Raw genomic sequence first — 20,227 nt, forward strand, 5'->3', positions numbered from 1 at the left:
AAGGTTTATGAGCAAGCAAAAGAATTTGAAATTAGGTTGGAGCGCTTTGCTCGTGGGCGTTTTATTGGTCGGTTGTGCCCAGACCAACCAGGCCCCCGTCGAAACACGCACCGGGTTTGGGCGCACGACCACCGTCGATCCGGCCACCTTGCCAGGTGCTGAAAATGCCGGAAAACCGGGGTATTACACCGTCAAGCCGGGGGACACCTTGATTCGCATTGGTTTAGAGCACGGCCAAAGCTGGAAGGACATTGCCCGCTGGAGCAATTTGGAAAATCCCAACGCCATTGAAGTCGGCCAAGTTGTGCGCGTGGTGCCGCCTGGGGCCGCACCGGGTGAAGGCCGCCCCAGCACGTCGCCCACAACGACCACCGCCAGCAGCAGCCCTGTGCAGGGCACCGCTTTACCGCCCGCCGGTGCCACCAGCACCCCAGCGCCGCCACCTGCGCCCGCTGCGGCCCCGTCTGCCGATGCGGCTGGTTTGGGGCTGATTTGGCCCGCCAGCGGCACGGTGATTGGCACCTTTAATGAAACCACCAATAAAGGCGTTGATATTGCAGGCAAAGCCGGCGATCCTGTGGTTGCCGCTGCCGCCGGCAAAGTGATTTATGTGGGCGAGGTGCGCGGTTATGGCCAGCTGATCATCATTCAGCACTCCAAGGATTATTTGACTGCTTATGGACATAACCAAAAGCTGCTGGTCAAAGACGATCAAAATGTGAAAAAAGGCCAAAACATCGCTGAAATGGGCAGCACCGATACTGACCGCGTCAAACTGCATTTTGAATTGCGCCGCCAGGGCAAGCCGATTGACCCCCTTCGTTATTTGCCCAAGCGCTAACACCACTTTGCACCTACTTTTGCCCGGCGCTGCCGGGCTTTTATTTTTAAGGGCCGGTTTATGGCATTGACCGCATTGAATCCAGCGCTTGCATCCCTCGACCCCGATGCATTGCCCGATGACGGGACAGACCCGGGCGACGAAGAAGCCCACGCCGTTGAAGTGCGCCAGCTGCAGGTCCCCATGGATTTGCACACCAGCCGGCTTGACAAAGCCCTGGCCGAGCTGGTGCCCGAATTTTCCCGCAGCTACTTGCAGCAACTGCTGGGCCAGGGCGCGGTGCAGCTCAATGGCCAGGCTGTGCAAAAGCCCGCCGCCAAAGTCAAACTGGGCGACCAGCTCACCGTGGCCATGCGCCCCACAGCGCAAAGCCAAGCCTTCAAACCCGAGGCCATGGCCTTAAACGTGGTGTTTGAAGATGAGCATTTGCTGGTGGTGAACAAACCCGCCGGTCTGGTCGTACACCCCGCGCCGGGCAATTGGAGCGGCACCTTGCTCAACGGCCTGCTGGCCCACCACGCTGGGGCTGTACAAGTGCCCCGCGCGGGCATCGTGCACCGCTTGGACAAAGACACCAGCGGCCTCATGGTGGTGGCCAAAACCCGTGCCGTGATGGATGCCCTGGTGGCGCTGATTGCCCAGCGCGATGTGAGCCGGCGCTACCTCGCACTGGGGCAGGGGGGATGGCAGGGCGCACCGATGCAAACCGTGGATGCCGCCATTGGCCGCGACCCGCGCAACCGCTTGCGCATGGCGGTGGTTGATTTGCAGCACAGCCCTGGCAAAACGGCCCGCACCGACATCACCTGTTTAAGCACTACCACGGCGCATTGCCTGGTGCATTGCAAACTGCACACTGGGCGCACCCACCAAATCCGTGTGCACATGCAGCACCTGCACCACCCTTTGGTGGCCGATGCGGTGTATGGCGGCGCTGCCGAGGGCGGATTGCAGCGCCAGGCCCTGCATGCGTTTGCCCTGCAATTTGTTCACCCCATCACGGGACAAGACCTGGCCTTGCGCGCGCCACCCCCGGACGATTTTTTAACGGCAGCGGAAAAACTGGGCCTTCAGTACAATTGCCCGCCTTAGATCGTGAACACGTTCTTAGAATGTGAACACGTTCTGAAAACAGCGGTTTGAGTGCTGTTCATGGCCCTGCTGTGATTGCCCGCCCGGGAGGGTCGGATTGTTAAATTTTCCCAAGGATGGATGTATGGATGCCAAAAAGGTGCTGGAAGCTGCCCTTTTATGTGCCGCCCGAGCGCTGCCCGAGCGCGAACTGCGCAGCCTGTTTGACGGGGCCCTCGATACCCCGCAACTGCGCAACTTGCTACAACAATTAAAGCTTGATTGGCAAGACCGGGGCCTAGAGTTGGTACAAATCGCCTCAGGATGGCGATTTCAAAGCCGCCCCGAGCTGCATATTTTTCTAGAACGCCTCAACCCCGACAAACCCCCGCGCTACAGCCGGGCGGTATTGGAGACGCTGGCCATCATCGCCTACCGCCAACCCGTCACGCGTGGCGATATTGAAGACATTCGGGGCGTGGCGGTTGGTAGCCAAATCATCAAACAGTTGGAAGACCGGGGCTGGATCGAAGAAATCGGCTACCGCGAAACCGTGGGTCGCCCTGCCTTGCTGGCCACCACACGCCAGTTTTTAGATGATTTGGGCCTGCAGTCCCTGGCCGACCTGCCCTTGTTGCAAGGCGAGGACGGTGATGACAGCGCCGCCGCCCAAACCCATTTGTTTGCCGCCCTGGAGCAAGCCGCTGGCGCGGCCCAGGCCGAACCCTTCACCCCCGACTTTTTTGCCGACCAAGGCATGGCCCTGGTGGAGGCACCCGCCGCCCGTCTTGCCGCTGATATTTCTGATATCTCTGATATTTCTGCCACACCTTCTATTCCTAGCCCGCCCCCTGAGCCGGGGCAGTGAGAACCACCATGCACAAAACACCCCACACCCCTAGCGCAACCCCCACCACTGCGCTGGCCCCTGCCGATGCCAACACCAACACCAACACCAACACCTTGAGCAGTGGCTATGACTTTGCCGACATCGTCGGCGGTGCCCTCGATGCCCCTGAGCTGCAGGCCGACACTGCGGCCCAAGAGCAGCCGGCCCAGCCCTACAAACGCGTGCTGCAGCCCCTGGCCGACGCGCCCAAGCTGCACAAAGTGCTGGCCCAGGCGGGGCTGGGCTCGCGCCTGGAGATGGAGCGCAACATCGCCGCTGGCCGCTTGACGGTGAACAACGAGGTGGCCCACGTTGGCCAACGCGTGCAGCCGGGCGACCAGATCAAGCTCGATGGCAAGCCCGTGCGCATCCGCATTGAAGCGCCCACCGTGCGCGTGCTGGCCTACCACAAGCCGGCGGGCGAAGTCGTCACCCACGACGACCCGCAAAACCGCCCCACCGTCTTTCGCCGCCTGCCCTACCTGGGGCAAGGCAAATGGCAATCCGTGGGCCGCCTGGACTTGAACACCGAAGGCCTGCTGTTGATGACCAACTCGGGCGACCTGGCCAACCGCTTGATGCACCCCAGCTTTGGCCTGGAGCGCGAATACGCCGTGCGCGTGCTGGGCGCACTGACCCCGGAAGAAAAACAGCAACTGCTCGATGGCGTGATGTTGGACGACGGCCCGGCCGCCTTTGGCAGCATTGACGAAGGCGGCGGCGAAGGGGCCAACGTCTGGTACCGCGTCACCATCAGCGAAGGGCGCAACCGCGAAGTGCGCCGCATTTTTGAAAGCCTGGGCCGCGCCGTCAGCCGCCTGATTCGCATCCGCTACGGAGCCATGCAACTGCCGCGCGGCCTGCGCCGGGGCGCGTGGACGGAGCTTGATGAGCGCGATATCCAGGCCCTGGCCCTGGCCAGCGGGGCTGGCAAAGCCTTGCTGCGCAAAAAACCCCAGGCGCAACCGAATGTGCGCCGCGAATCCGACCGCGCCGGATCGCGCAAAAAAACCCGGGTGAACGAGGCCGAAGAAGCCCGCCAACTGCGTGCCCGCAGCGCCGGCAAACCGCGCCGCCCCAGCACCCCGAGCACGCCAGAAGCCGCCCCCGAACGCATTGGTCAAGACAGTTTGCTGCGCGCCCGCTTGGCACAAAAGCGCAAATCGGGCACTGCCAAGCGCGGACGCTGAGTTTTTGAGCCCCCTTGGCTGGCTGCACGGCCAGCGGGGGCTGCACTCAGAACGTGTTCACGTTCTCAGATGGCCACGGTTTTCAGGTATTGGCGGAAGGCTTCGCCCACCTGGGGATGCTGCAAGGCCAGCTCCACCGTGGCTTGCAAGAAGCCTTCTTTGCTCCCGCAATCGTAGCGCTTTCCGCTGTACTGGTAAGCGTAAACAGCCTCATGCGCCATGAGGCGGGCAATGGCATCGGTGAGTTGGATTTCGCCACCCACGCCGCGCGGTTGGGTGCGAATTTCTTCAAAAATGCGCGGGGTGAGCACGTAGCGCCCGGCCACGCCCATGCGCGAGGGGGCGACCTCGGGGGCGGGCTTTTCAACGATTTCATCAATGCGCAGCAGGGGGCCGCCGGCGCTTTCGCCCCGGACAATGCCGTAGCGCTGGGTGTGCTCTTGCGGCACTTCCTGCACGGCCAGCAGCGAGCGGCCTTGCTTTTCAAAGGCAGCCGTCATTTGCGCCATGACACCGGGGCCGCCCTGCTGGCCCACCATCAAGTCGTCGGCCAGCAGCACGGCGAAGGCTTCATTGCCCACCAGCGGCTCGGCACACAGCACGGCGTGGCCCAGGCCCAGGCTGCGCGGCTGGCGCACGAACAGGCAGTTCATGTCCTGCGGGGCGATGCTGCGCACCAGCTCCAACAGGGCGGTTTTGCCGGCAGCGGCCAGCTCGCTTTCCAGTTCGTAGGCGGTGTCAAAGTGGTCTTCAATGGCGCGTTTGCTGCGGCCCGTGACAAAGATCATGTCGCGGATGCCGGCCTCGTAGGCTTCTTCGACGGCGTATTGGATGAGCGGTTTATCGACCACGGGCAGCATCTCTTTGGGCGATGCCTTGGTGGCAGGCAAAAAGCGGGTGCCCAGGCCAGCGACGGGGAATACGGCTTTGCTCACGCGGGTGGTGTTCATGGAGGATGTCTCTTTCTTGTGAAAAAAGAGCTGTTTCCGCTTTGAATAAAAGGATTTCAGAGGGTTTTGATACTGAAATCCAATGTATTCAAGCGGTAATAGCTCATGTTTTTATGCGTTTAATAATCAAGCCAAGCGGGCTAATTGTTCTTGGATGCGCTCCAGGGTGGCACTGAAATCGGCCACGCGCTTTTTCTCTTGCTCCAGCACTGCAGCGGGGGCTTTGGCGCAGAAGGCTTCGTTGGAGAGTTTGCCGTTGGCCTTGGCGATTTCGCCCTGCAGGCGGGCGGCTTCTTTGCCCAGGCGGGCTTTTTCGGCGGCCACGTCGATTTCGACGAACAGCGCCAGCCGCAGGCTGCCCACCACACTGACCGGGGCGGTTTGGGCGGCCTGCGCCCAGGCAGCGGCATCGTCAAACACTTGCACGTCGCTGAGTTTGGCCAGGTTTTTCAGCACCGCCGCGTTGGTGCGCAGAAATTGCGCATCGTCTGGCGTATCGGCCACGGCCAGCAGGGGCAGGCGTTGGGCGGGCGAAACCCCCATTTCGCCGCGCAGGGTGCGGCAGGCATCGACCATGGCCTGGATGCGGGCCACGTAGCTTTCTGCGGCTTCGTCGATTTTTTCTGCTTGGGCCTGCGGGTAGGCGGCAATGGCAATCGACGCACCGGGCAAGCCGGCCACGGGGGCGACGACTTGCCACAGCGCTTCGGTGACGAAGGGGATGATGGGGTGGGCCAGGCGCAAGATGGCCTCCAGCACGCGAATCAGCGTGCGCCGCGTGGCGCGTTGCTGGGCCTGGGTGCCGGTTTGGATTTGCACTTTGGCAATTTCCAGGTACCAATCGCAGAACTCGTTCCAGACAAAGTCGTAAATCGTGTTGGCCACGTTGTCCAGGCGGTAGTCGGCAAAGCCTTTGGCCACGTCGGCCTCGACTTTTTGCAGGCGCGAGACGATCCAGCGGTCGGGTTGGCTGAAGTGCAAATAGCCCTCGTGGCAGCCCTGGGTGCTGTCCGATGAGGTGCTCAGGCCGCAGTCCTGGCCCTCGCAATTCATCAGCACAAAGCGGCTGGCGTTCCACAGCTTGTTGCAAAAGTTGCGGTAGCCCTCGCAGCGCTTGCTGTCAAAGTTGATGCTGCGGCCCAGGCTGGCCAGCGCGGCAAAGGTAAAGCGCAGCGCGTCGGCACCGTAGGCGGGAATGCCGTCGGGGAATTCTTTTTCGGTGGCTTTGCGCACTTTGGGGGCCGTTTCGGGGCGGCGCAGGCCTTGGGTGCGCTTTTCCAGCAGGGGCTCCAGGGCGATGCCGTCGATCAAATCGACCGGGTCGAGCACGTTGCCCTCGGATTTGCTCATCTTCTTGCCCTGGGCATCGAGCACCAGGCCATGGATGTACACGTGCTTGAACGGTACGCGCCCGGTGAAATGCACGCTGGCACCAATCATGCGGGCCACCCAGAAGAAGATGATGTCGTAGCCCGTCACCAGCACGCTGCTGGGCAGGTAGAGGTTGTAGTCGTCAGTGGGCGCATCCGTTTGCTCAGGCCAGCCCATGGTGGAAAACGGCACCATGGCGCTGGAGTACCAGGTGTCCAGCACGTCTTCGTCACGGCGCAAGGTTTTGCCGGAGGCCTGGGTCTGGGCTTCGGCTTCACTCTTGGCCACATACACGTTGCCGTCTTCGTCGTACCAGGCGGGGATTTGGTGGCCCCACCACAGCTGGCGGGAGATGCACCAGTCTTGGATGTTGTTCATCCACTGGTTAAAGGTATTGACCCAGTTTTCCGGCACAAACTTCACTTGGCCGCTGGCCACGGCATCAATGGTTTTTTGCGCGATGGATTTGCCCGTGGCATCGCCCGTGCCGGGTTTGGCCACTTTGTCCATGGCGATGAACCACTGGTCGGTCAGCATGGGCTCGATCACCTGGCCGGTGCGGGTGCAGATGGGCACCATGAGCTTGTGCTTTTTGGTTTCAACCAACAGGCCCTGGGCCTCCAGATCGGCCACCACGGCCTTGCGGGCGGCGAAGCGATCGAGGCCCCGGTATTTTTCTGGCGCGTTGTCGTTGATGGTGGCCGTCAGCGTCAGCACGCAAATCATCGGCAGGCTGTGGCGCTGGCCCACGGCGTAGTCGTTCTGGTCGTGCGCGGGGGTGACTTTGACCACGCCGGTGCCGAACTCCTTGTCCACGTACTCGTCGGCAATGATCGGAATCTGGCGGCCCACCAAAGGCAGGGTCACGGTCTGGCCGATCAGGTGCTTATAACGCTCGTCTTCGGGGTGGACCATCACGGCCACGTCGCCCAGCATGGTTTCAGGCCGCGTGGTGGCCACCACCAATTGCCCCGAGCCATCGGCCAGCGGGTAGGCGATGTGCCACAGCGAGCCGTCTTTTTCTTCGTTTTCCACTTCCAGGTCGGATACGGCCGATTGCAGCACGGGGTCCCAGTTCACTAGGCGCTTGCCACGGTAGATCAGCCCTTGCTCGTACAGTTTGACAAAGGTTTCGGTGACCACTTTGGAGCGCTTGTCGTCCATGGTGAAGTATTCGCGGCTCCAGTCCACCGTGTCGCCCAGGCGGCGCATTTGGGTGGTGATGGTGTTGCCGGATTTTTCTTTCCACTCCCAGACTTTTTTCACAAAGTCGGGGCGGCCCAGGTCGTGGCGGCTGATGCCTTGCTCTTGCAATTGGCGCTCCACCACAATTTGCGTGGCGATGCCCGCGTGGTCGGTGCCGGGAATCCAGGCGGTGTTGAAGCCCTGCATGCGGTGGTAGCGCGTCAGGCTGTCCATGATGGTTTGGTTAAACGCATGGCCCATGTGCAGCGTGCCGGTGACGTTGGGCGGGGGCAGCTGGATGGCAAAGGATGGGGCGTTGGCATCGGGCTGGCCGGTGCCGCGCACGCCCGCATGGCCGTAGTTGCGCCGCTCCCATTCGGGGCCCCAGTGGGCTTCCAGGGCGGCGGGTTCAAAGGATTTGGAGAGGCTCTCCAGGCCGGGTTGGGCAGGGGTATCGCTCATGGGGTGGTGTCGTAATTCGTACTACAGGCAAACGGCATCCCGCAGGATGCCGCCGAAGGGTGGGTAAATAGGGGGACGGATGGGGGGATTTTAGCGACCTCCTTCCGGGCAGAATTTATTCGCTGTCGCCCGGGGTCGCCCGCAAGGTTTGCAGGTGGATATTTGTCTTGGTCACCGCTTGGCCATCGCCTTGTGGGAGACTTTTGCCATTAGGACACAACCGGAGACTTTTCATGCCAATTCAAACCAGCCGCACCTTTGCCGTGCAGACCGATTTTCTCAGCGCCAGCGATGCCGCCCGTTTGGTGGCCCGCGTAGGTGTGATCAAAGTGCTGCGCATGGTGACTACAGCCATTGAAGAGGATTACCTGCGCTGGCAGGACTTTGACAAATCGGCCCGCACCGCCGCGCATTCAGAAAATGGCGTGATCGAACTGATGCCCGTGGCCGATGCGCGGGACTACGCCTTTAAATACGTCAATGGCCACCCCATCAACACCCGCTATGGCCTGCCCACGGTGATGGCCTTTGGGGCGCTGGCCGATGTGGCCACCGGCATGCCGCGCTTTGTCAGCGAGCTGACGCTGACCACCGCGCTGCGCACCGCCGCCACGTCGGTAATGGTGGCCAAGCGCTTGGCCCGCCCGGACAGCCGCAGCATGGCACTGATTGGCAACGGCTCACAAAGCGAGTTTCAGGCGCTGGCCTTTGTGGCGCTGCTGGGCGTGCGCGAATTGCGCCTGTTTGATATTGATCCGGCCACCTCGCACAAGCTGCTGCGCAATCTAGAGCCTTTTTTGCACGAGTTTGGCGCGACCGCACACGTCTTGCCCAGCGTGCAAGAGGCCGTGCGCGGCGTGGACATCGTCACCACCGTGACGGCCGACAAAGCCTATGCCACCATCTTGCACGCCAGCATGGTCGAACCTGGCATGCACATCAATGCCGTGGGCGGCGACTGCCCCGGCAAGACTGAGCTGGAGGCCGCCGTGCTGCAGCGCGCCCAGGTGTTTGTCGAATACGAGCCGCAAACCCGCATCGAGGGCGAGTTGCAGCAAATGCCGGCCGACTTTGCCGTCACCGAGTTCTGGCGCGTGCTGCAAGGGCAGGCCGCAGGGCGCACGGCAGCGCAGCAAATTACGGTGTTTGATTCGGTGGGGTTTGCGCTGGAGGATTATTCGGCCCTGCGCTGCATGCACGCCCTGGCCCGCAGCGCCGGGTTGCTGGCGCAGATTGAGCTGATTCCGACGCTGGACGACCCCAAGGACTTGTTCGCCATGGTGCGCCAGGCCCAGGCGGCCCACACGGCGCTGCATGCGGACCGCAAGGCGGCGTGAATCATTTTTTGTTTACTGGAGTTCGCCATGCACCAAGCACAACCGCACGTCACCCTCATTGGCGTGCCCACCGACGTCGGCGCATCACGCCTGGGCGCGGCCATGGGGCCCGATGCCCTGCGCGTGGCCCAGCTGGGCCCGGCCCTGGCCCAACTGGGCGTGCAGGTCCACGACATCGGCAACCTGGCCGGCCCGCCCAACCCGCGCGGCGCGCGCGATGCGGCGGGCATGTGCAACCTGGCCGAGTGCATCGCCTGGAACCAGGTTGCGCACGATGCCGTCTGGCAGGCGCTGCAGCAAGGGCGGCTGCCCATCATGCTGGGCGGCGACCACACGCTGGCCACCGGCTCCATCAGCGCCGTGGCCCGCCACTGCCGCGCCAAGGGCCAGCGCCTGCGCGTGCTGTGGCTGGATGCGCATTCGGACTGCAATACGCCCGAAAACTCCCCCAGCGGTAACCTGCACGGCATGCCCGTGGCCAGCCTGTGCGGGCTGGGGCCGCAGGCTTTGATCGAAATGTCGGGGGCCGTGCCTGCGCTGCCCGCCTCGGCGTTTTGCCAGATTGGCCTGCGCAGCGTGGATATGTATGAAAAGCACATGATTCGCGAGTTGGGCCTGCACGTCTTTGACATGCGCGCCATCGATGAGCTGGGCATGCGCGAAGTCATGCGCCGCGCCCTGGCCGACCTGGGGCCAAACGACCACCTGCACGTGAGCTTTGACGTGGATTTTCTTGACCCCGACATTGCCCCCGGCACCGGCACCCCCGTGCGTGGCGGCCCCAATTACCGCGAGGCCCAGCTGTGCATGGAAATGATGGCCGACACCGACCGCCTGGGCTCGCTGGACATCGTGGAGCTGAACCCGGCCCTGGACCTGCGCAACCAAACGGCCGAGTTGGTGGTGGATTTGGTGCAAAGCCTGTTTGGCCAGAGCACACTGGCGCGGGAATAGAGCGGCCCTAGCTTAAATCTCTCAATCCCGTGCCAGTGCCGCTGCACGCCAGGCCGTGGTGGCGGCTGCGGGGTCATTGCGCTGCTCGGCCAAGATGGCCAGCGCCCGCCAGCAACTGGCCTGCAGGGCAGTGTCCTGCAGGCGGGGCAGGCTTTGGCGCAGCAACTGCTCGGCCTTGCCCCACAGTTGGCGCTGCAGGCAGGCCATGCCGCCCAAGTATTGCAGCAGGGCTTCTTTGGGGTAGTGCGTTTGGGCTTGTTCGATGCGTTTGAGCCAGGTACCGTCCAAATTTTCCAGGCTGTGTTGCAAGGCCAGGAACAGGCGCTGGGCTTGGTAAGTGGGCAATTGGCCTTGGATATAGGCTTCCCAAAGCGGCAATAGCCATTGGCGGGCCTGGGCGGCATCGCCCGCCAGGGCCATCCACTGGCGCACGGCGGGCAGGGCAATGTCCGGGTGGTGCTGCTCGGCGGTGGGCAGGCTACGCCAGAGTTTTTCCAACTGCTGGGTGTCGTGGCAGGCGCGGATTTCTTCGCCCACCAGGCTGGCAATCAGGCTGCTGGCACTGGCGGGGGTGAAGCCGCCGTGCTTGGCCAGCAGGCGGGTGGTTTCCAGGGCGGTGGCGTTGTCTTGCGCCAAACGGGCGGCCTTGAGCTTGATGCGCAGCGCCAGCGTGCGCCGGGCGGCCCCTTGGGGCAGCTGGGCCAGGCGTTGCAGGCTTTCTTGCGGGTTGCGATCGTCCAGCGCCCAGCGGGCGGCCCGCATTTGGGCCCCTTCGCGCACTTCTTGGGCCAAGGGGCTGGGTTGATGGCTGGTGTCTTCCAGAAGCTGGGCGTAATGCTGGTCGCGCACGCTGGGGTCTTGCAGGGCGTGGGCGCTGTCAGCGGCCAGCAGGTGGGCGATGGAGCGCAGGCTGCTATCGAGCGGCACGGCGGCATTGCTGTGCCGCAGGCTGTTGCTGTGTTCCAGCAACTCGCGCGCTGATTTGCTGGCGCGCACAAAGCGGCCAGCTTGCAAGTGGGCCAGGCTGCGGATGAGGGCGGCGTACAGCTTGCGCTCCTTTTGCTGCTGGCGCCAACGCCGCGTTTGCTCGGGCAACTGGCCAAGCACGGCAACGCCGCGCAGGCTGGCGTAGCACAGCACAAACAAGCCCAGCAGTGCCAGCAAGGCCATGTTCAATGAAATATCGACCCGGTACGGCGGCCAAAATAGGCTGACCATGCCCTGGTTGTTGCCCGCAAACAAGGCCAGGGCCACGGCCAGCGCAAACAGTCCGACAAACCACAGTGCAGCACGCATCATGGGGGGTGACTCTCTTTCTATTCCTGGATGGCAGTGGCATTGGCCAGCGCCGTCAGGGTGTCGTCCAGGCTGGGCTGTTGGCTGGTGCGCAGCTGTTCTTGCAATTGAATCAAGGTGGTTTTGGCCCCTTCGGTGCGACGCGCCTTGGCGACAAAGTATTTGTCCAGGCTGGCTTGCACCGCTGCCAAATCGGTGATGGCCGCTGAATACTGCCGCCCCAAAATGGCCAAGCGGGCATTGAGCAATTGCAGCTTGAGGTTTTCACGCAGAAAAACCCCTTCTTCCGGGGAGAGCAGGGCGGCTTCAGGCCCGGAAATGGTGCTCACGCGCAGCAAGCTGCCGGCTTCTTTGCGCAGGCCCTGCCACAGGGCGGCGCTGCGTGTTTGCCACCATTGCCAGCCTGTGGCGGGCTCGCTCTGGGCGCTGGGTGCGGTGGTATGCCGTGCAGGGGCGAGGTCTTCAGGCGCGGTGGGCAGGCCATTTTGCAGGGGCAAATCGTCGATCAGCCGCAGCACCTCATCCAGCCGGGTGAGTAGGCTGGTGGTATCGACGATGGGGGCTTGGCGCAGGCGCTCCAAGTCGCGTTCCATGGCCCGTTGCACCAGGACCAAGCTGGGCTGGGCTGCACCTTCAATGCGTTTGCTGGCGCTTTTGAGGCTGGCAATCAGCGGTGCGGTGCTGCCGGTCAGCTGCGCTTGTTGCACCGCCAGCCGCATGGCGGCCTCTAAATCCAGGGCCAGGGTGTCTTCGCGGGTGCGCGAGAGTTTGTGAACCAGCTCCTCTAGCTGGCCGCGCTGCAGGCTCACTTCGGCCAGCCGTGCCTCGGCCACGGTCAGGCGGGCGTTGGCCGCCAGCACCTGGTCTTGGGCTTCTTTGGCCGCAGTTTGGGCCTGCTGGGCCTGGGCATTGGCCTGGGCGGTTTGCTGGGCCAGCACTTCTTGCATGGACTGCACTTTGTTCCAGGCCAATACGCCACTGGCCAAACCGGCGGCCGCCAACAGCAGCGATAGCCAAGTCCAGCCCGGTGCCGCTGGGGCGGGGGGGAGGGTGCTGGCCGTTTCAAACGGCACAGCGCGGGAGGGGATGGAGGGGCCGTCAGTACTCATGACTGCGATTGTATAAAGCGATGAACATCGTCCAGCGTGGGGCGCACCGTGCGCACCTGGCCAAAACCCAGGGCCTGCGCCTGCTGGGCGATACGGGGGTGGGTGGCCAGGGCGGTGTGCGCCTGCCAAGACAAATGGGGGGCCAGATCGGCCAAATGCCCCAGGCATTCGCTGCTGCTAAACAGCCACCAGGCCGGTTGCTGCTGCCAGCGCTGCAGCTGGGCACACACAGCGGGGGTGGGGCGCGGGGCGTGGCGCTCGTACACCGGGGCAAAAATGGCGTGTGCGCCTTGGTTTTGCAGCTGCTGCGCCAGCCAAGCGCGGCCTGTGCCTTGGGCTGGGGCCGTGGTATCGCTCCCATCGGCCCCGCGCACGATCAGCACGTGGTCGCCCGCTTGCACCTGGGGTGCAACCACAGCCCACAGGGTTTCCGATTCAAACTGGGCCGCTTGTGCGCAAGGGGCATCAATGTGTGTGGGTGGCACCCCCGCTTCACGCAAGGCTTGGCTGGTGCCAGGGCCGGGTGACCAGCAACGGGTGGCCATGCTGGGGGCGTGAATGCCGGCAGCCATCACCAAGGGATGGCTAAAAAAATAGCGCACTGCGTTCACGCTGACAAACATAAAGGCCCGATACCCGCCCGAAACCTCATCCATTCGTGCCAGTGCTGCTTTTAAAGCAGTAGCAGCCTGGGGGCTGCGGCTGGGGCCAATGTCCATCAGCGGCAAGCCTTCGGCCCGGTGGCCCAGGTTGCGCAGGGCATGCACCCAGCGCTGGTTATCGGGTGCTGGCCGGGTGACGATCAGTGGCAAAGCGGCCATGGCGATTTTAGTGGCGGTGAACTTGGGCACCCGCCGCTTGCAGCGCCTGGGCAATGGCCAGCCCCACAGCATCGGCTTGCGCCAATGTGGTGACAACAGCGCGTTGCTCGGCGCGTACCAGGGGGAGTTGGCCGTCGGGGTCGCCCCAGGCAGCGCGAATAAACAGCGTGTCGCCCTCCAGCGTGGCGTACGCGGCCAGCGGCACCGAGCAACTGCCGCCCATGCCCCGGCTGACGGCGCGCTCGGCCGTGACGCGCAGCCAGGTGGGCATATCCACCAGCGATTGCAGGGCGGTGTGCAAGTCTTCCCGATCACTGCGAATTTCAATGCCCAACGCGCCCTGGCCAGCGGCGGGCAGCATTTCTTCGGGCTCAAAAATACTGCGAATGCGCTCGTCCATTTTCAGGCGCTTCAAGCCGGCTGCCGCCAGCACAATGGCATCGTACTGGCCTTCGTCCAGCTTGCGCAGGCGGGTATCCAGGTTGCCACGCAGCGGGACGATTTTTAAATCCGGGCGCAGTGCGTGCAGCAAAACCTGGCGGCGCAGGCTAGAGGTGCCCACCACCGCGCCCTGCGGCAATTGGGCCAAGCTGGCGTAGTGGGGCGAGACAAAGGCATCGCGCGGGTCTTCGCGCTCCATCACGCAAGCCAGGGCAAAGCCTGCGGGCAGTTCCATAGGCACATCTTTTAAAGAGTGCACAGCGATGTGGGCGCGGCCTTCTTCCAGGGCCACTTCCAGCTCTTTGACAAACAGGCCTTTACCCCCGACTTTGGAGAGCGTGCGATCCAGAATTTGATCGCCTTTGGTCGTCATACCCAGCAGCTCAACGGACAGGCCACGTTGGCGCAGCAAGGCCTGGACATGTTCAGCCTGCCACAGCGCCAAACGGCTTTCACGGGTGGCAATGACAAGCGGGGTATTTTTCAGCGATGGGTGCATTTTGTTCACTAAGAAAGGCCAGAAGACGCAACCGAGGATGCTAGCATGCGCCGCTGCAACATCCGGACTTTGGAGTATTTCTAGCAATGCAAGCCATCCATAGCGCTGCGAGCACGTCAGCATCCCAAGACAAAGACAAGCCTTTGCAGGAAGACATCCGCCTATTGGGCAGAATTTTGGGCGACATTATTCGGGAGCAAGAAGGTGCGCCAGTGTTTACCTTGATCGAGCAGGTGCGCCAGCTCTCTGTGGGTTTTCGCCGCGATCACGACCCCGAGGCCGATCGGCAATTAAAAGCCCTGCTCACCAGCCTGAGCACCGGGCAAACGGTCAGTGTGATCCGCGCCTTCACCTATTTCAGTCACTTGGCCAATTTGGCCGAAGACCGCCACCACCTGCGCCGCCGCGCGATTTATGAGCGGGCGGGCAGCGCCCAAGAGGGCAGCATTGACGTGGCTTTTGCACGCCTGCAAAAAGCGGGCATCACCCCCGACACCATTGCCAACACCCTGGCCAAAGCCTACGTAGCCCCGGTGCTCACGGCCCACCCCACCGAGGTGCAGCGCCAAAGCATTTTGCAGGCCGAGCGCGATATTGCCCGCCTGCTGGCCGAGCGCGACGACATTTCTGCCCGTGCCCAGCTGTTCGCTGGGGACAAAGATGCGCTCACCCCGCGCCAGTTGGCCGCCAACGAGGCGCAGCTGCGCGCCCGCGTCGAGCAGCTGTGGCAAACGCGCCTGCTGCGCCACTCCAAGCTGACGGTGGCCGACGAAATTGAAAACGCGCTGAGCTACTACGAAACCACCTTTTTGCACGAGCTGCCCAAGCTCTACGCCAGCCTGGAAGAAGCCCTGCCGGGCCAACAAGTACACAGCTTTATGCGCATGGGGCAGTGGATTGGCGGCGACCGCGATGGCAACCCCAACGTTACCGCCCCCACGCTGGAGCTAGCCCTGCGCCGCCAAAGCGAGGTGGCGCTGCGCCACTACCTGAATGAGGTGCATGCCCTGGGGGCTGAGCTGTCCATGTCCAGCCTGCTGGTCAAGGTCTCGCCCGCCATGCAGGTGCTGGCCTTGTCTTCGCCCGACACCAACTCGCACCGCCAGGACGAGCCCTACCGCCGCGCCTTAACCGCTGTGTACGCCCGATTGGCGGCCACCTTGACGCAATTGACCGGTGGGCGCGAAGCCATGCGCCATGCCGTCGTGGCGCAAAATCCCTACGGCAGCGCGGCCGAGTTTTTGCAGGATTTGCAGACCATTGATGCCTCGCTGTCGCGCCACAACGGCGAAGCGCTGGCCGTACACCGCCTGCGCCCCTTGATTCGCGCGGTGCAGGTGTTTGGCTTTCACCTGGCCACGGTGGACTTGCGCCAAAGCTCGGACAAGCACGAAGAAGTGCTGGCCGATCTGCTGCGCACCGCCCGCATTGAAGACAACTACAGCAGCCTGGACGAGGCCCAGCGCTGTGCCCTGCTGCAGCGCCTGCTGTGCGATGCGCGGCCCCTGCGCGTGGTCGGGGCGCAGTACGCGCCGCTGACCGCCAGCGAAATCGCCATTTTTGAAATGGCGCACAAAATGCTGCAAACCTACGGGCGCGAAGCCATCCTGCACTACATCATCAGCCACACCGAAACCGTGAGTGACCTGCTCGAAGTGCTGCTGCTGCAAAAAGAAGTGGGGCTGATGCAGGGCACGCTTGACAGCAGCACCTCGCAGGCGCAGCTCATCGTCGTGCCGCTGTTCGAGACGATTGGTGACCTGCGTGCTGCGGCCACCATCATGCGCGACTACTACGCCGTGCCCGGCGTGGCCCAGCTCATGCAGCGCAGCGGCGGCGAGCAAGACATCATGCTCGGCTACAGCGACAGCAACAAAGACGGCGGCATCTTCACCAGCAACTGGGAGCTGTACCGCGCCGAGCTGGCCCTGGTCGAAGTGTTCGACCAGCTCGAAGCCGACTACGGCCTGCGCCTGCGCATGTTCCACGGGCGCGGCGGCACCGTCGGCCGGGGCGGCGGCCCCAGCTACCAGGCCATCTTGGCGCAGCCCCCGGGCACCGTGCGCGGCCAGATTCGCCTGACCGAGCAGGGCGAGGTCATCGCCTCCAAATACGCCAACCCCGATATCGGCCGACGCAACCTGGAGACGCTGGCCGTCGCCATGCTCGAAGCCACCTTGCTGCAGCCCACCAAACCGGCCACCCCCGAATTTTTGGCCGCCGCGCAGCAACTGTCGGATGCCAGCATGGCCGCCTACCGCCAGCTGGTCTATGAAACCCCCGGCTTTGCCGAGTACTTTTTTACCGCCACGCCGATCCGCGAGATTGCCGAGCTGAACATCGGCTCGCGCCCGGCCTCGCGCAAAGCCACGCAGGCGATTGAAGATTTGCGCGCCATTCCCTGGGGCTTTAGCTGGGGCCAGTGCCGCCTGACGCTGCCGGGCTGGTTGGGCTTTGGCTCGGCCGTGCAAGCCTTCCTAGAGCAGCCTGGCACCACGCGCGAAGGGCAGCTGCAGCTGCTGCAAACCATGTACCGCCAGTGGCCGTTCTTTAGCACCTTGCTGTCCAACATGGACATGGTGCTGGCCAAGAGCGACCTGGCCCTGGCCTCGTGCTACAGCGAACTGGTGGCCGATACCGCGCTGCGCACGCGCATCTTCGATGCCATCAGCGCCGAATGGCAGCGCACCGTCGATATGCTGGCCCTGGTGACGGGCGAAAGCGACCGCCTGGCCAGCAACCCGGCCCTGGCCCGCTCCATCCGCCACCGTTTCCCCTACATCGACCCGCTGCACCTGCTGCAAGTCGAGCTGGTGCGCCGCTGGCGCGCCGGGCAAAACGATGACCGGCTGAAAAACGGCATCCACATCAGCATCAACGGCATTGCCGCCGGGCTGCGCAATACGGGCTGATGGGCTATTAAAACGCTTCAAGCTTCATTAAAGAGAGCTGCTTCCGCTTTTTAATCAACACTTTCATGAATAAAAAACATTGAAAGTATTTAAATTAAAGCGGTAACAGCTCTTTTTTTAGGAGCGTATTGTATTTTTGACCGTGAACAGGTTCTCAGGCTGAGGGTGTGCAGGCTGGTTCCAGCACAGTTGCGTCCCCAATGCCCGATGCCCGGGCCACGGCGTACAGCACCTTGTCGCCTTGCAGATGGCCATGCTGGTCGTTGTCGAGCCTTTAAAGGATTGTGGACAGGCGCTTACACAGCCACGGAGGAGTCAGGAGTACAAGCGGACGCGGAGGTGGCTGTGATGGCATCCTGCCACAGGTCGTCGAGATCGCTGAAGTTCCAGTTCTCCGGATCTTCGCGCAGCAGGATGTGCTCGTTGGGGGTGGCACTCAAATCCAGCAGCACGGGCGGATCGATGCGCCGTGCCTCGTAGGTGTCGTAAAAGCAGACCACCTGGGGTGTGAGCAGCTTGTTCTCCGACAGGGCAAAAACCAGGGCCAAGCGGCCGGACTGCAGGCGCAGCAAGCTGCCGACCGGATAAACGCCCAGCGTCTTGACGAACGCAGAAAAAATATGCGTATCCAGGTGCGTACCACACCATTGCGCCATACGCTGCAGCGCAATAGCGGGCGACCAGCCGCTTTTGTAGGGGCGGTTGGATGTGATGGCATCGTACACGTCGCAGATGGCCGTCATGCGGGCCATCAGGTGGACTTCGGCGCCGCGCAGGCCGTGCGGATAGCCTTTCCCGTCCAGGCGTTCATGGTGGTGCAGACAGGCATCGAGCACCTCGGCATCGGAAATGCTTTGCTGCAGCAGGGCATGGCCCTGCACCGGGTGCAGTTGCATGTGGGCGAATTCTTCGTCCAGCAGGGCGCCGGGCTTGTTCAAAATATCCGGGTTGGTATAGACCTTGCCCATGTCATGCAGCAGGCCGGCCAGCGCTGCCCGCTTGATCTGATGGGCCGAGAGGCCGAGCTGGCGTGCCAGCGCCACCATTAAGGCGCTAACCGCGACCGAATGCATATAGGTGTAAGTGTCAGCATTTTTGAGGCGCGCAACGCTGAGCAGTGCAGCGGGATGGCGCTCGACGGATTTCTGGATCTGCTCGGCCAGCGCCTGGGCCTGCTCTGGCTCGATGGCGTGGCCCATGCGTGCCTCGTGGAACATCTGCATGACCGCCGACTGCGCTTGCTTGCACTGCTGGCGGGCCTGTTCGATTTGCTCCTGCCAAAGGGTTGGCGCGTCCACCGGGACGGATGATGGGACAGGTGCGGCAGCTGGTTTCACATCCAAGCCCCGTGCTAGGTCGATCCACAGGCCGCCAATACCGCTGGCCTGCAGGCGCTGCAAATCGGTGGTTTTTTCCAGCTTGAAACTACTTTTCCAAAAACCGTGGCTCAACCATGAACCATCCAGTGCATGGATGTACATGCCCAGACGTAGTTCAGAGGGAACGATGTGTTTCAGCATCAAAAGACCATCCAAGTAATGAACTGAACTGGCTAAACCAGTTGAATGAATTGGAACAAAATAGAATTACATATTGTATCAAAACATCATTTTTTAGTCTTTTTTGATACCAGGCCCTGCGCCGGATGGGGCGGTTTATTGATGGCGTTCATTGCTGCGTCCATCAGGGGGGTGGGATTTTTGATTCGTCAAATGGCTGCTGACCAGGGGGAGTAAGCAAAAAAAGCACCGCAGTAATCTGCGGTGCTAGGTTCCCTAAAGAAGGTTGTGCAATTTATTTTTTCGCAAAAGGCTCAGGACGGGGGGTCTTGTCGCTGGAAGGCGGCAGGATCGGCATGGTCAGCTGGGGCTGCTCGCCGGTCAGGGTTTTCAGGAAGGCGACGATCTTGGCGTTTTCTTCGGGCGTGAATTTTTTGCCCAGCTGGATGCGGCCCATGGTGTCCACGGCCTCAGCCAGGGTGTCGGCTGCGCCGTCGTGGAAGTAGGGGTAGGTCAGCTCTACGTTGCGCAGGGTGGGCACTTTGAAGTTGAAGCGGTCGGCATCGGCACCCGTCACGGCCACGCGGCCTTCGGCGGGGTTGTCGGTTTTGTAGGGTTCGACCAAGCCCATGCGCTGGAAGGAGTTACCGCCCACGGCCGCGCCGTTGTGGCAGGCCACGCAGCCGTTGTCACGGAACAGTTTGTAGCCATCGAGTTCGTTTTTGGTCAGGGCTTTTTGGTCGCCTTGCAGCCACTTGTCGAAGCGCGAGTTGGGGGTGACCAGGGTTTCTTCAAAGGCGGCCAGGGCATCGGTCACCTGGTCGATGTTGATGGTGTCTTTCTTGAACACCTGTTTGAACTCGGCCTGGTAGCCGGGGATGGAGTTGAGCATGTCCACAGCCAGCTCGTGGGTGAAGGCCATTTCCATGGGGTTGGCGATGGGGCCGCCGGCCTGTTCTTTGAGGTTGGCAGCGCGGCCATCCCAGAACTGGGCCACGTTCATGCTGGAGTTGAGCACGGTGGGCGAGTTGATCGGGCCTTCCGCCCAGTTGTGGCCGATGGAGGTTTTCAGGTTGTCGCTGCCACCCATCGACAGGTTGTGGCAGGAGTTGCACGAGATAAAGCCCGACTTGGACAGGCGCGGATCAAACCACAGTTTTTTGCCCAGTTCGACCATCGCCGGGTTGGTGACTTTGGCAGCAGGAATGGGCGAGATGGGTTCGTTATTGGGTTGCAAGGCCCAAGTGGGGGTGCTGATGACAGCGGTCAGAGCTGCGGCCAGAACAAGCGGGCGGAAAGAGGTTTTCATGGTCAAGCTCACTTTGTTAATGTGTTGCATCCCGGACGATCATATGGTCGCTTATTGAACAACTCAGGGTGAGTTTGATGCCACTGTTTCA

At 62.4% G+C, this 20,227-nt stretch carries 15 protein-coding genes; 7 read left to right on the forward strand and 8 right to left on the reverse strand.

Annotated elements, in window-relative coordinates:
- Window positions 1-7: 7 nt before the first annotated feature.
- The 4 genes from ACFO24_RS01170 to ACFO24_RS01185 all read left to right on the forward strand — a co-directional run bounded on the left by ACFO24_RS01170 (window position 8) and on the right by ACFO24_RS01185 (window position 3,991).
- Complete coding sequence (locus tag ACFO24_RS01170) at window positions 8-841, forward strand: peptidoglycan DD-metalloendopeptidase family protein (RefSeq protein WP_377736371.1); 834 nt, start codon at window positions 8-10, stop codon at window positions 839-841.
- Between the two features lie 60 nt (window positions 842-901).
- Window positions 902-1,933, forward strand: coding sequence for an RluA family pseudouridine synthase (locus ACFO24_RS01175; RefSeq protein WP_377736373.1), 1,032 nt, complete (start codon window positions 902-904; stop codon window positions 1,931-1,933).
- 124 nt (window positions 1,934-2,057) lie between these two features.
- The gene (gene scpB, locus ACFO24_RS01180) at window positions 2,058-2,780 is read left to right on the forward strand and encodes an SMC-Scp complex subunit ScpB (protein WP_377736375.1); all 723 of its coding nucleotides are present in this window, start codon (window positions 2,058-2,060) and stop codon (window positions 2,778-2,780) included.
- Window positions 2,781-2,788: 8 nt separating this feature from the next.
- Window positions 2,789-3,991, forward strand: a complete 1,203-nt coding sequence (locus ACFO24_RS01185; protein WP_377736377.1) for a pseudouridine synthase — start codon at window positions 2,789-2,791, stop codon at window positions 3,989-3,991.
- A gap of 65 nt (window positions 3,992-4,056) precedes the next feature.
- Here ACFO24_RS01185 and galU read toward each other — a convergent pair whose 3' ends face one another.
- Together galU and ACFO24_RS01195 are read right to left on the reverse strand one after the other, a co-directional pair.
- Window positions 4,057-4,941, reverse strand: a complete 885-nt coding sequence (gene galU / locus ACFO24_RS01190) for a UTP--glucose-1-phosphate uridylyltransferase GalU (protein WP_377736380.1) — start codon at window positions 4,939-4,941, stop codon at window positions 4,057-4,059.
- A gap of 126 nt (window positions 4,942-5,067) precedes the next feature.
- Window positions 5,068-7,959 (reverse strand): valine--tRNA ligase, encoded by a 2,892-nt coding sequence (locus tag ACFO24_RS01195; protein ID WP_377736383.1) that lies wholly within the window; start codon window positions 7,957-7,959, stop codon window positions 5,068-5,070.
- 233 nt (window positions 7,960-8,192) lie between these two features.
- Between ACFO24_RS01195 and ACFO24_RS01200 the strand changes: the two genes are divergently transcribed.
- Together ACFO24_RS01200 and rocF are read left to right on the forward strand one after the other, a co-directional pair.
- Complete coding sequence (locus ACFO24_RS01200; RefSeq protein ID WP_377736385.1) at window positions 8,193-9,296, forward strand: ornithine cyclodeaminase; 1,104 nt, start codon at window positions 8,193-8,195, stop codon at window positions 9,294-9,296.
- Between the two features lie 27 nt (window positions 9,297-9,323).
- Entirely contained in the window at window positions 9,324-10,250 is a 927-nt protein-coding gene (gene rocF, locus ACFO24_RS01205; protein WP_377736388.1) for an arginase, read from the forward strand.
- 21 nt (window positions 10,251-10,271) lie between these two features.
- Here rocF and ACFO24_RS01210 read toward each other — a convergent pair whose 3' ends face one another.
- The 4 genes from ACFO24_RS01210 to hemC are packed head-to-tail and all read right to left on the reverse strand — an operon-like array spanning window position 10,272 to window position 14,416.
- Window positions 10,272-11,546, reverse strand: a complete 1,275-nt coding sequence (locus tag ACFO24_RS01210; protein WP_377736416.1) for a heme biosynthesis protein HemY — start codon at window positions 11,544-11,546, stop codon at window positions 10,272-10,274.
- Window positions 11,547-11,566: 20 nt separating this feature from the next.
- The gene (locus ACFO24_RS01215; protein ID WP_377736390.1) at window positions 11,567-12,655 is read right to left on the reverse strand and encodes a uroporphyrinogen-III C-methyltransferase; all 1,089 of its coding nucleotides are present in this window, start codon (window positions 12,653-12,655) and stop codon (window positions 11,567-11,569) included.
- Complete coding sequence (locus tag ACFO24_RS01220) at window positions 12,652-13,476, reverse strand: uroporphyrinogen-III synthase (protein WP_377736393.1); 825 nt, start codon at window positions 13,474-13,476, stop codon at window positions 12,652-12,654. The genes ACFO24_RS01215 and ACFO24_RS01220 overlap by 4 nt, the downstream gene beginning before the upstream one ends.
- 7 nt (window positions 13,477-13,483) lie before the next feature.
- Window positions 13,484-14,416: a hydroxymethylbilane synthase gene (gene hemC, locus ACFO24_RS01225; RefSeq protein ID WP_377736396.1), complete on the reverse strand. Its 933-nt coding sequence runs from the start codon at window positions 14,414-14,416 to the stop codon at window positions 13,484-13,486.
- Between the two features lie 86 nt (window positions 14,417-14,502).
- On the opposite strand from hemC, the gene ppc reads away from it, so the two are divergent.
- Window positions 14,503-17,328 carry a phosphoenolpyruvate carboxylase gene (ppc, locus tag ACFO24_RS01230; protein WP_377736399.1) on the forward strand — a complete coding sequence of 942 codons (2,826 nt, stop codon included), beginning with the start codon at window positions 14,503-14,505 and terminating at the stop codon, window positions 17,326-17,328.
- A gap of 296 nt (window positions 17,329-17,624) precedes the next feature.
- Here the strand turns inward: ppc and ACFO24_RS01235 are convergent, their stop codons facing one another.
- Entirely contained in the window at window positions 17,625-18,848 is a 1,224-nt protein-coding gene (locus ACFO24_RS01235) for an HD-GYP domain-containing protein (protein WP_377736401.1), read from the reverse strand.
- 274 nt (window positions 18,849-19,122) lie between these two features.
- Window positions 19,123-20,136, reverse strand: a complete 1,014-nt coding sequence (locus tag ACFO24_RS01240) for a cytochrome c peroxidase (RefSeq protein ID WP_377736403.1) — start codon at window positions 20,134-20,136, stop codon at window positions 19,123-19,125.
- Between the last annotated feature and the right edge of the window lie 91 nt (window positions 20,137-20,227).

The organism is Comamonas denitrificans (genome assembly GCF_042654745.1).
Taxonomy (GTDB): domain Bacteria; phylum Pseudomonadota; class Gammaproteobacteria; order Burkholderiales; family Burkholderiaceae_C; genus Comamonas; species Comamonas denitrificans.

What these genes read in the sequence shown, in the direction of transcription:
- ACFO24_RS01170 (WP_377736371.1), top strand. Translation starts at nt 8, where the DNA reads ATGAGCAAGCAAAAGAATTTGAAATTAGGTTGGAGCGCTTTGCTCGTG.
- ACFO24_RS01175 (WP_377736373.1), top strand. Translation starts at nt 902, where the DNA reads ATGGCATTGACCGCATTGAATCCAGCGCTTGCATCCCTCGACCCCGAT.
- scpB (WP_377736375.1), top strand. Translation starts at nt 2,058, where the DNA reads ATGGATGCCAAAAAGGTGCTGGAAGCTGCCCTTTTATGTGCCGCCCGA.
- ACFO24_RS01185 (WP_377736377.1), top strand. Translation starts at nt 2,789, where the DNA reads ATGCACAAAACACCCCACACCCCTAGCGCAACCCCCACCACTGCGCTG.
- galU (WP_377736380.1), bottom strand. Translation starts at nt 4,941, where the DNA reads ATGAACACCACCCGCGTGAGCAAAGCCGTATTCCCCGTCGCTGGCCTG.
- ACFO24_RS01195 (WP_377736383.1), bottom strand. Translation starts at nt 7,959, where the DNA reads ATGAGCGATACCCCTGCCCAACCCGGCCTGGAGAGCCTCTCCAAATCC.
- ACFO24_RS01200 (WP_377736385.1), top strand. Translation starts at nt 8,193, where the DNA reads ATGCCAATTCAAACCAGCCGCACCTTTGCCGTGCAGACCGATTTTCTC.
- rocF (WP_377736388.1), top strand. Translation starts at nt 9,324, where the DNA reads ATGCACCAAGCACAACCGCACGTCACCCTCATTGGCGTGCCCACCGAC.
- ACFO24_RS01210 (WP_377736416.1), bottom strand. Translation starts at nt 11,546, where the DNA reads ATGCGTGCTGCACTGTGGTTTGTCGGACTGTTTGCGCTGGCCGTGGCC.
- ACFO24_RS01215 (WP_377736390.1), bottom strand. Translation starts at nt 12,655, where the DNA reads ATGAGTACTGACGGCCCCTCCATCCCCTCCCGCGCTGTGCCGTTTGAA.
- ACFO24_RS01220 (WP_377736393.1), bottom strand. Translation starts at nt 13,476, where the DNA reads ATGGCCGCTTTGCCACTGATCGTCACCCGGCCAGCACCCGATAACCAG.
- hemC (WP_377736396.1), bottom strand. Translation starts at nt 14,416, where the DNA reads ATGCACCCATCGCTGAAAAATACCCCGCTTGTCATTGCCACCCGTGAA.
- ppc (WP_377736399.1), top strand. Translation starts at nt 14,503, where the DNA reads ATGCAAGCCATCCATAGCGCTGCGAGCACGTCAGCATCCCAAGACAAA.
- ACFO24_RS01235 (WP_377736401.1), bottom strand. Translation starts at nt 18,848, where the DNA reads ATGCTGAAACACATCGTTCCCTCTGAACTACGTCTGGGCATGTACATC.
- ACFO24_RS01240 (WP_377736403.1), bottom strand. Translation starts at nt 20,136, where the DNA reads ATGAAAACCTCTTTCCGCCCGCTTGTTCTGGCCGCAGCTCTGACCGCT.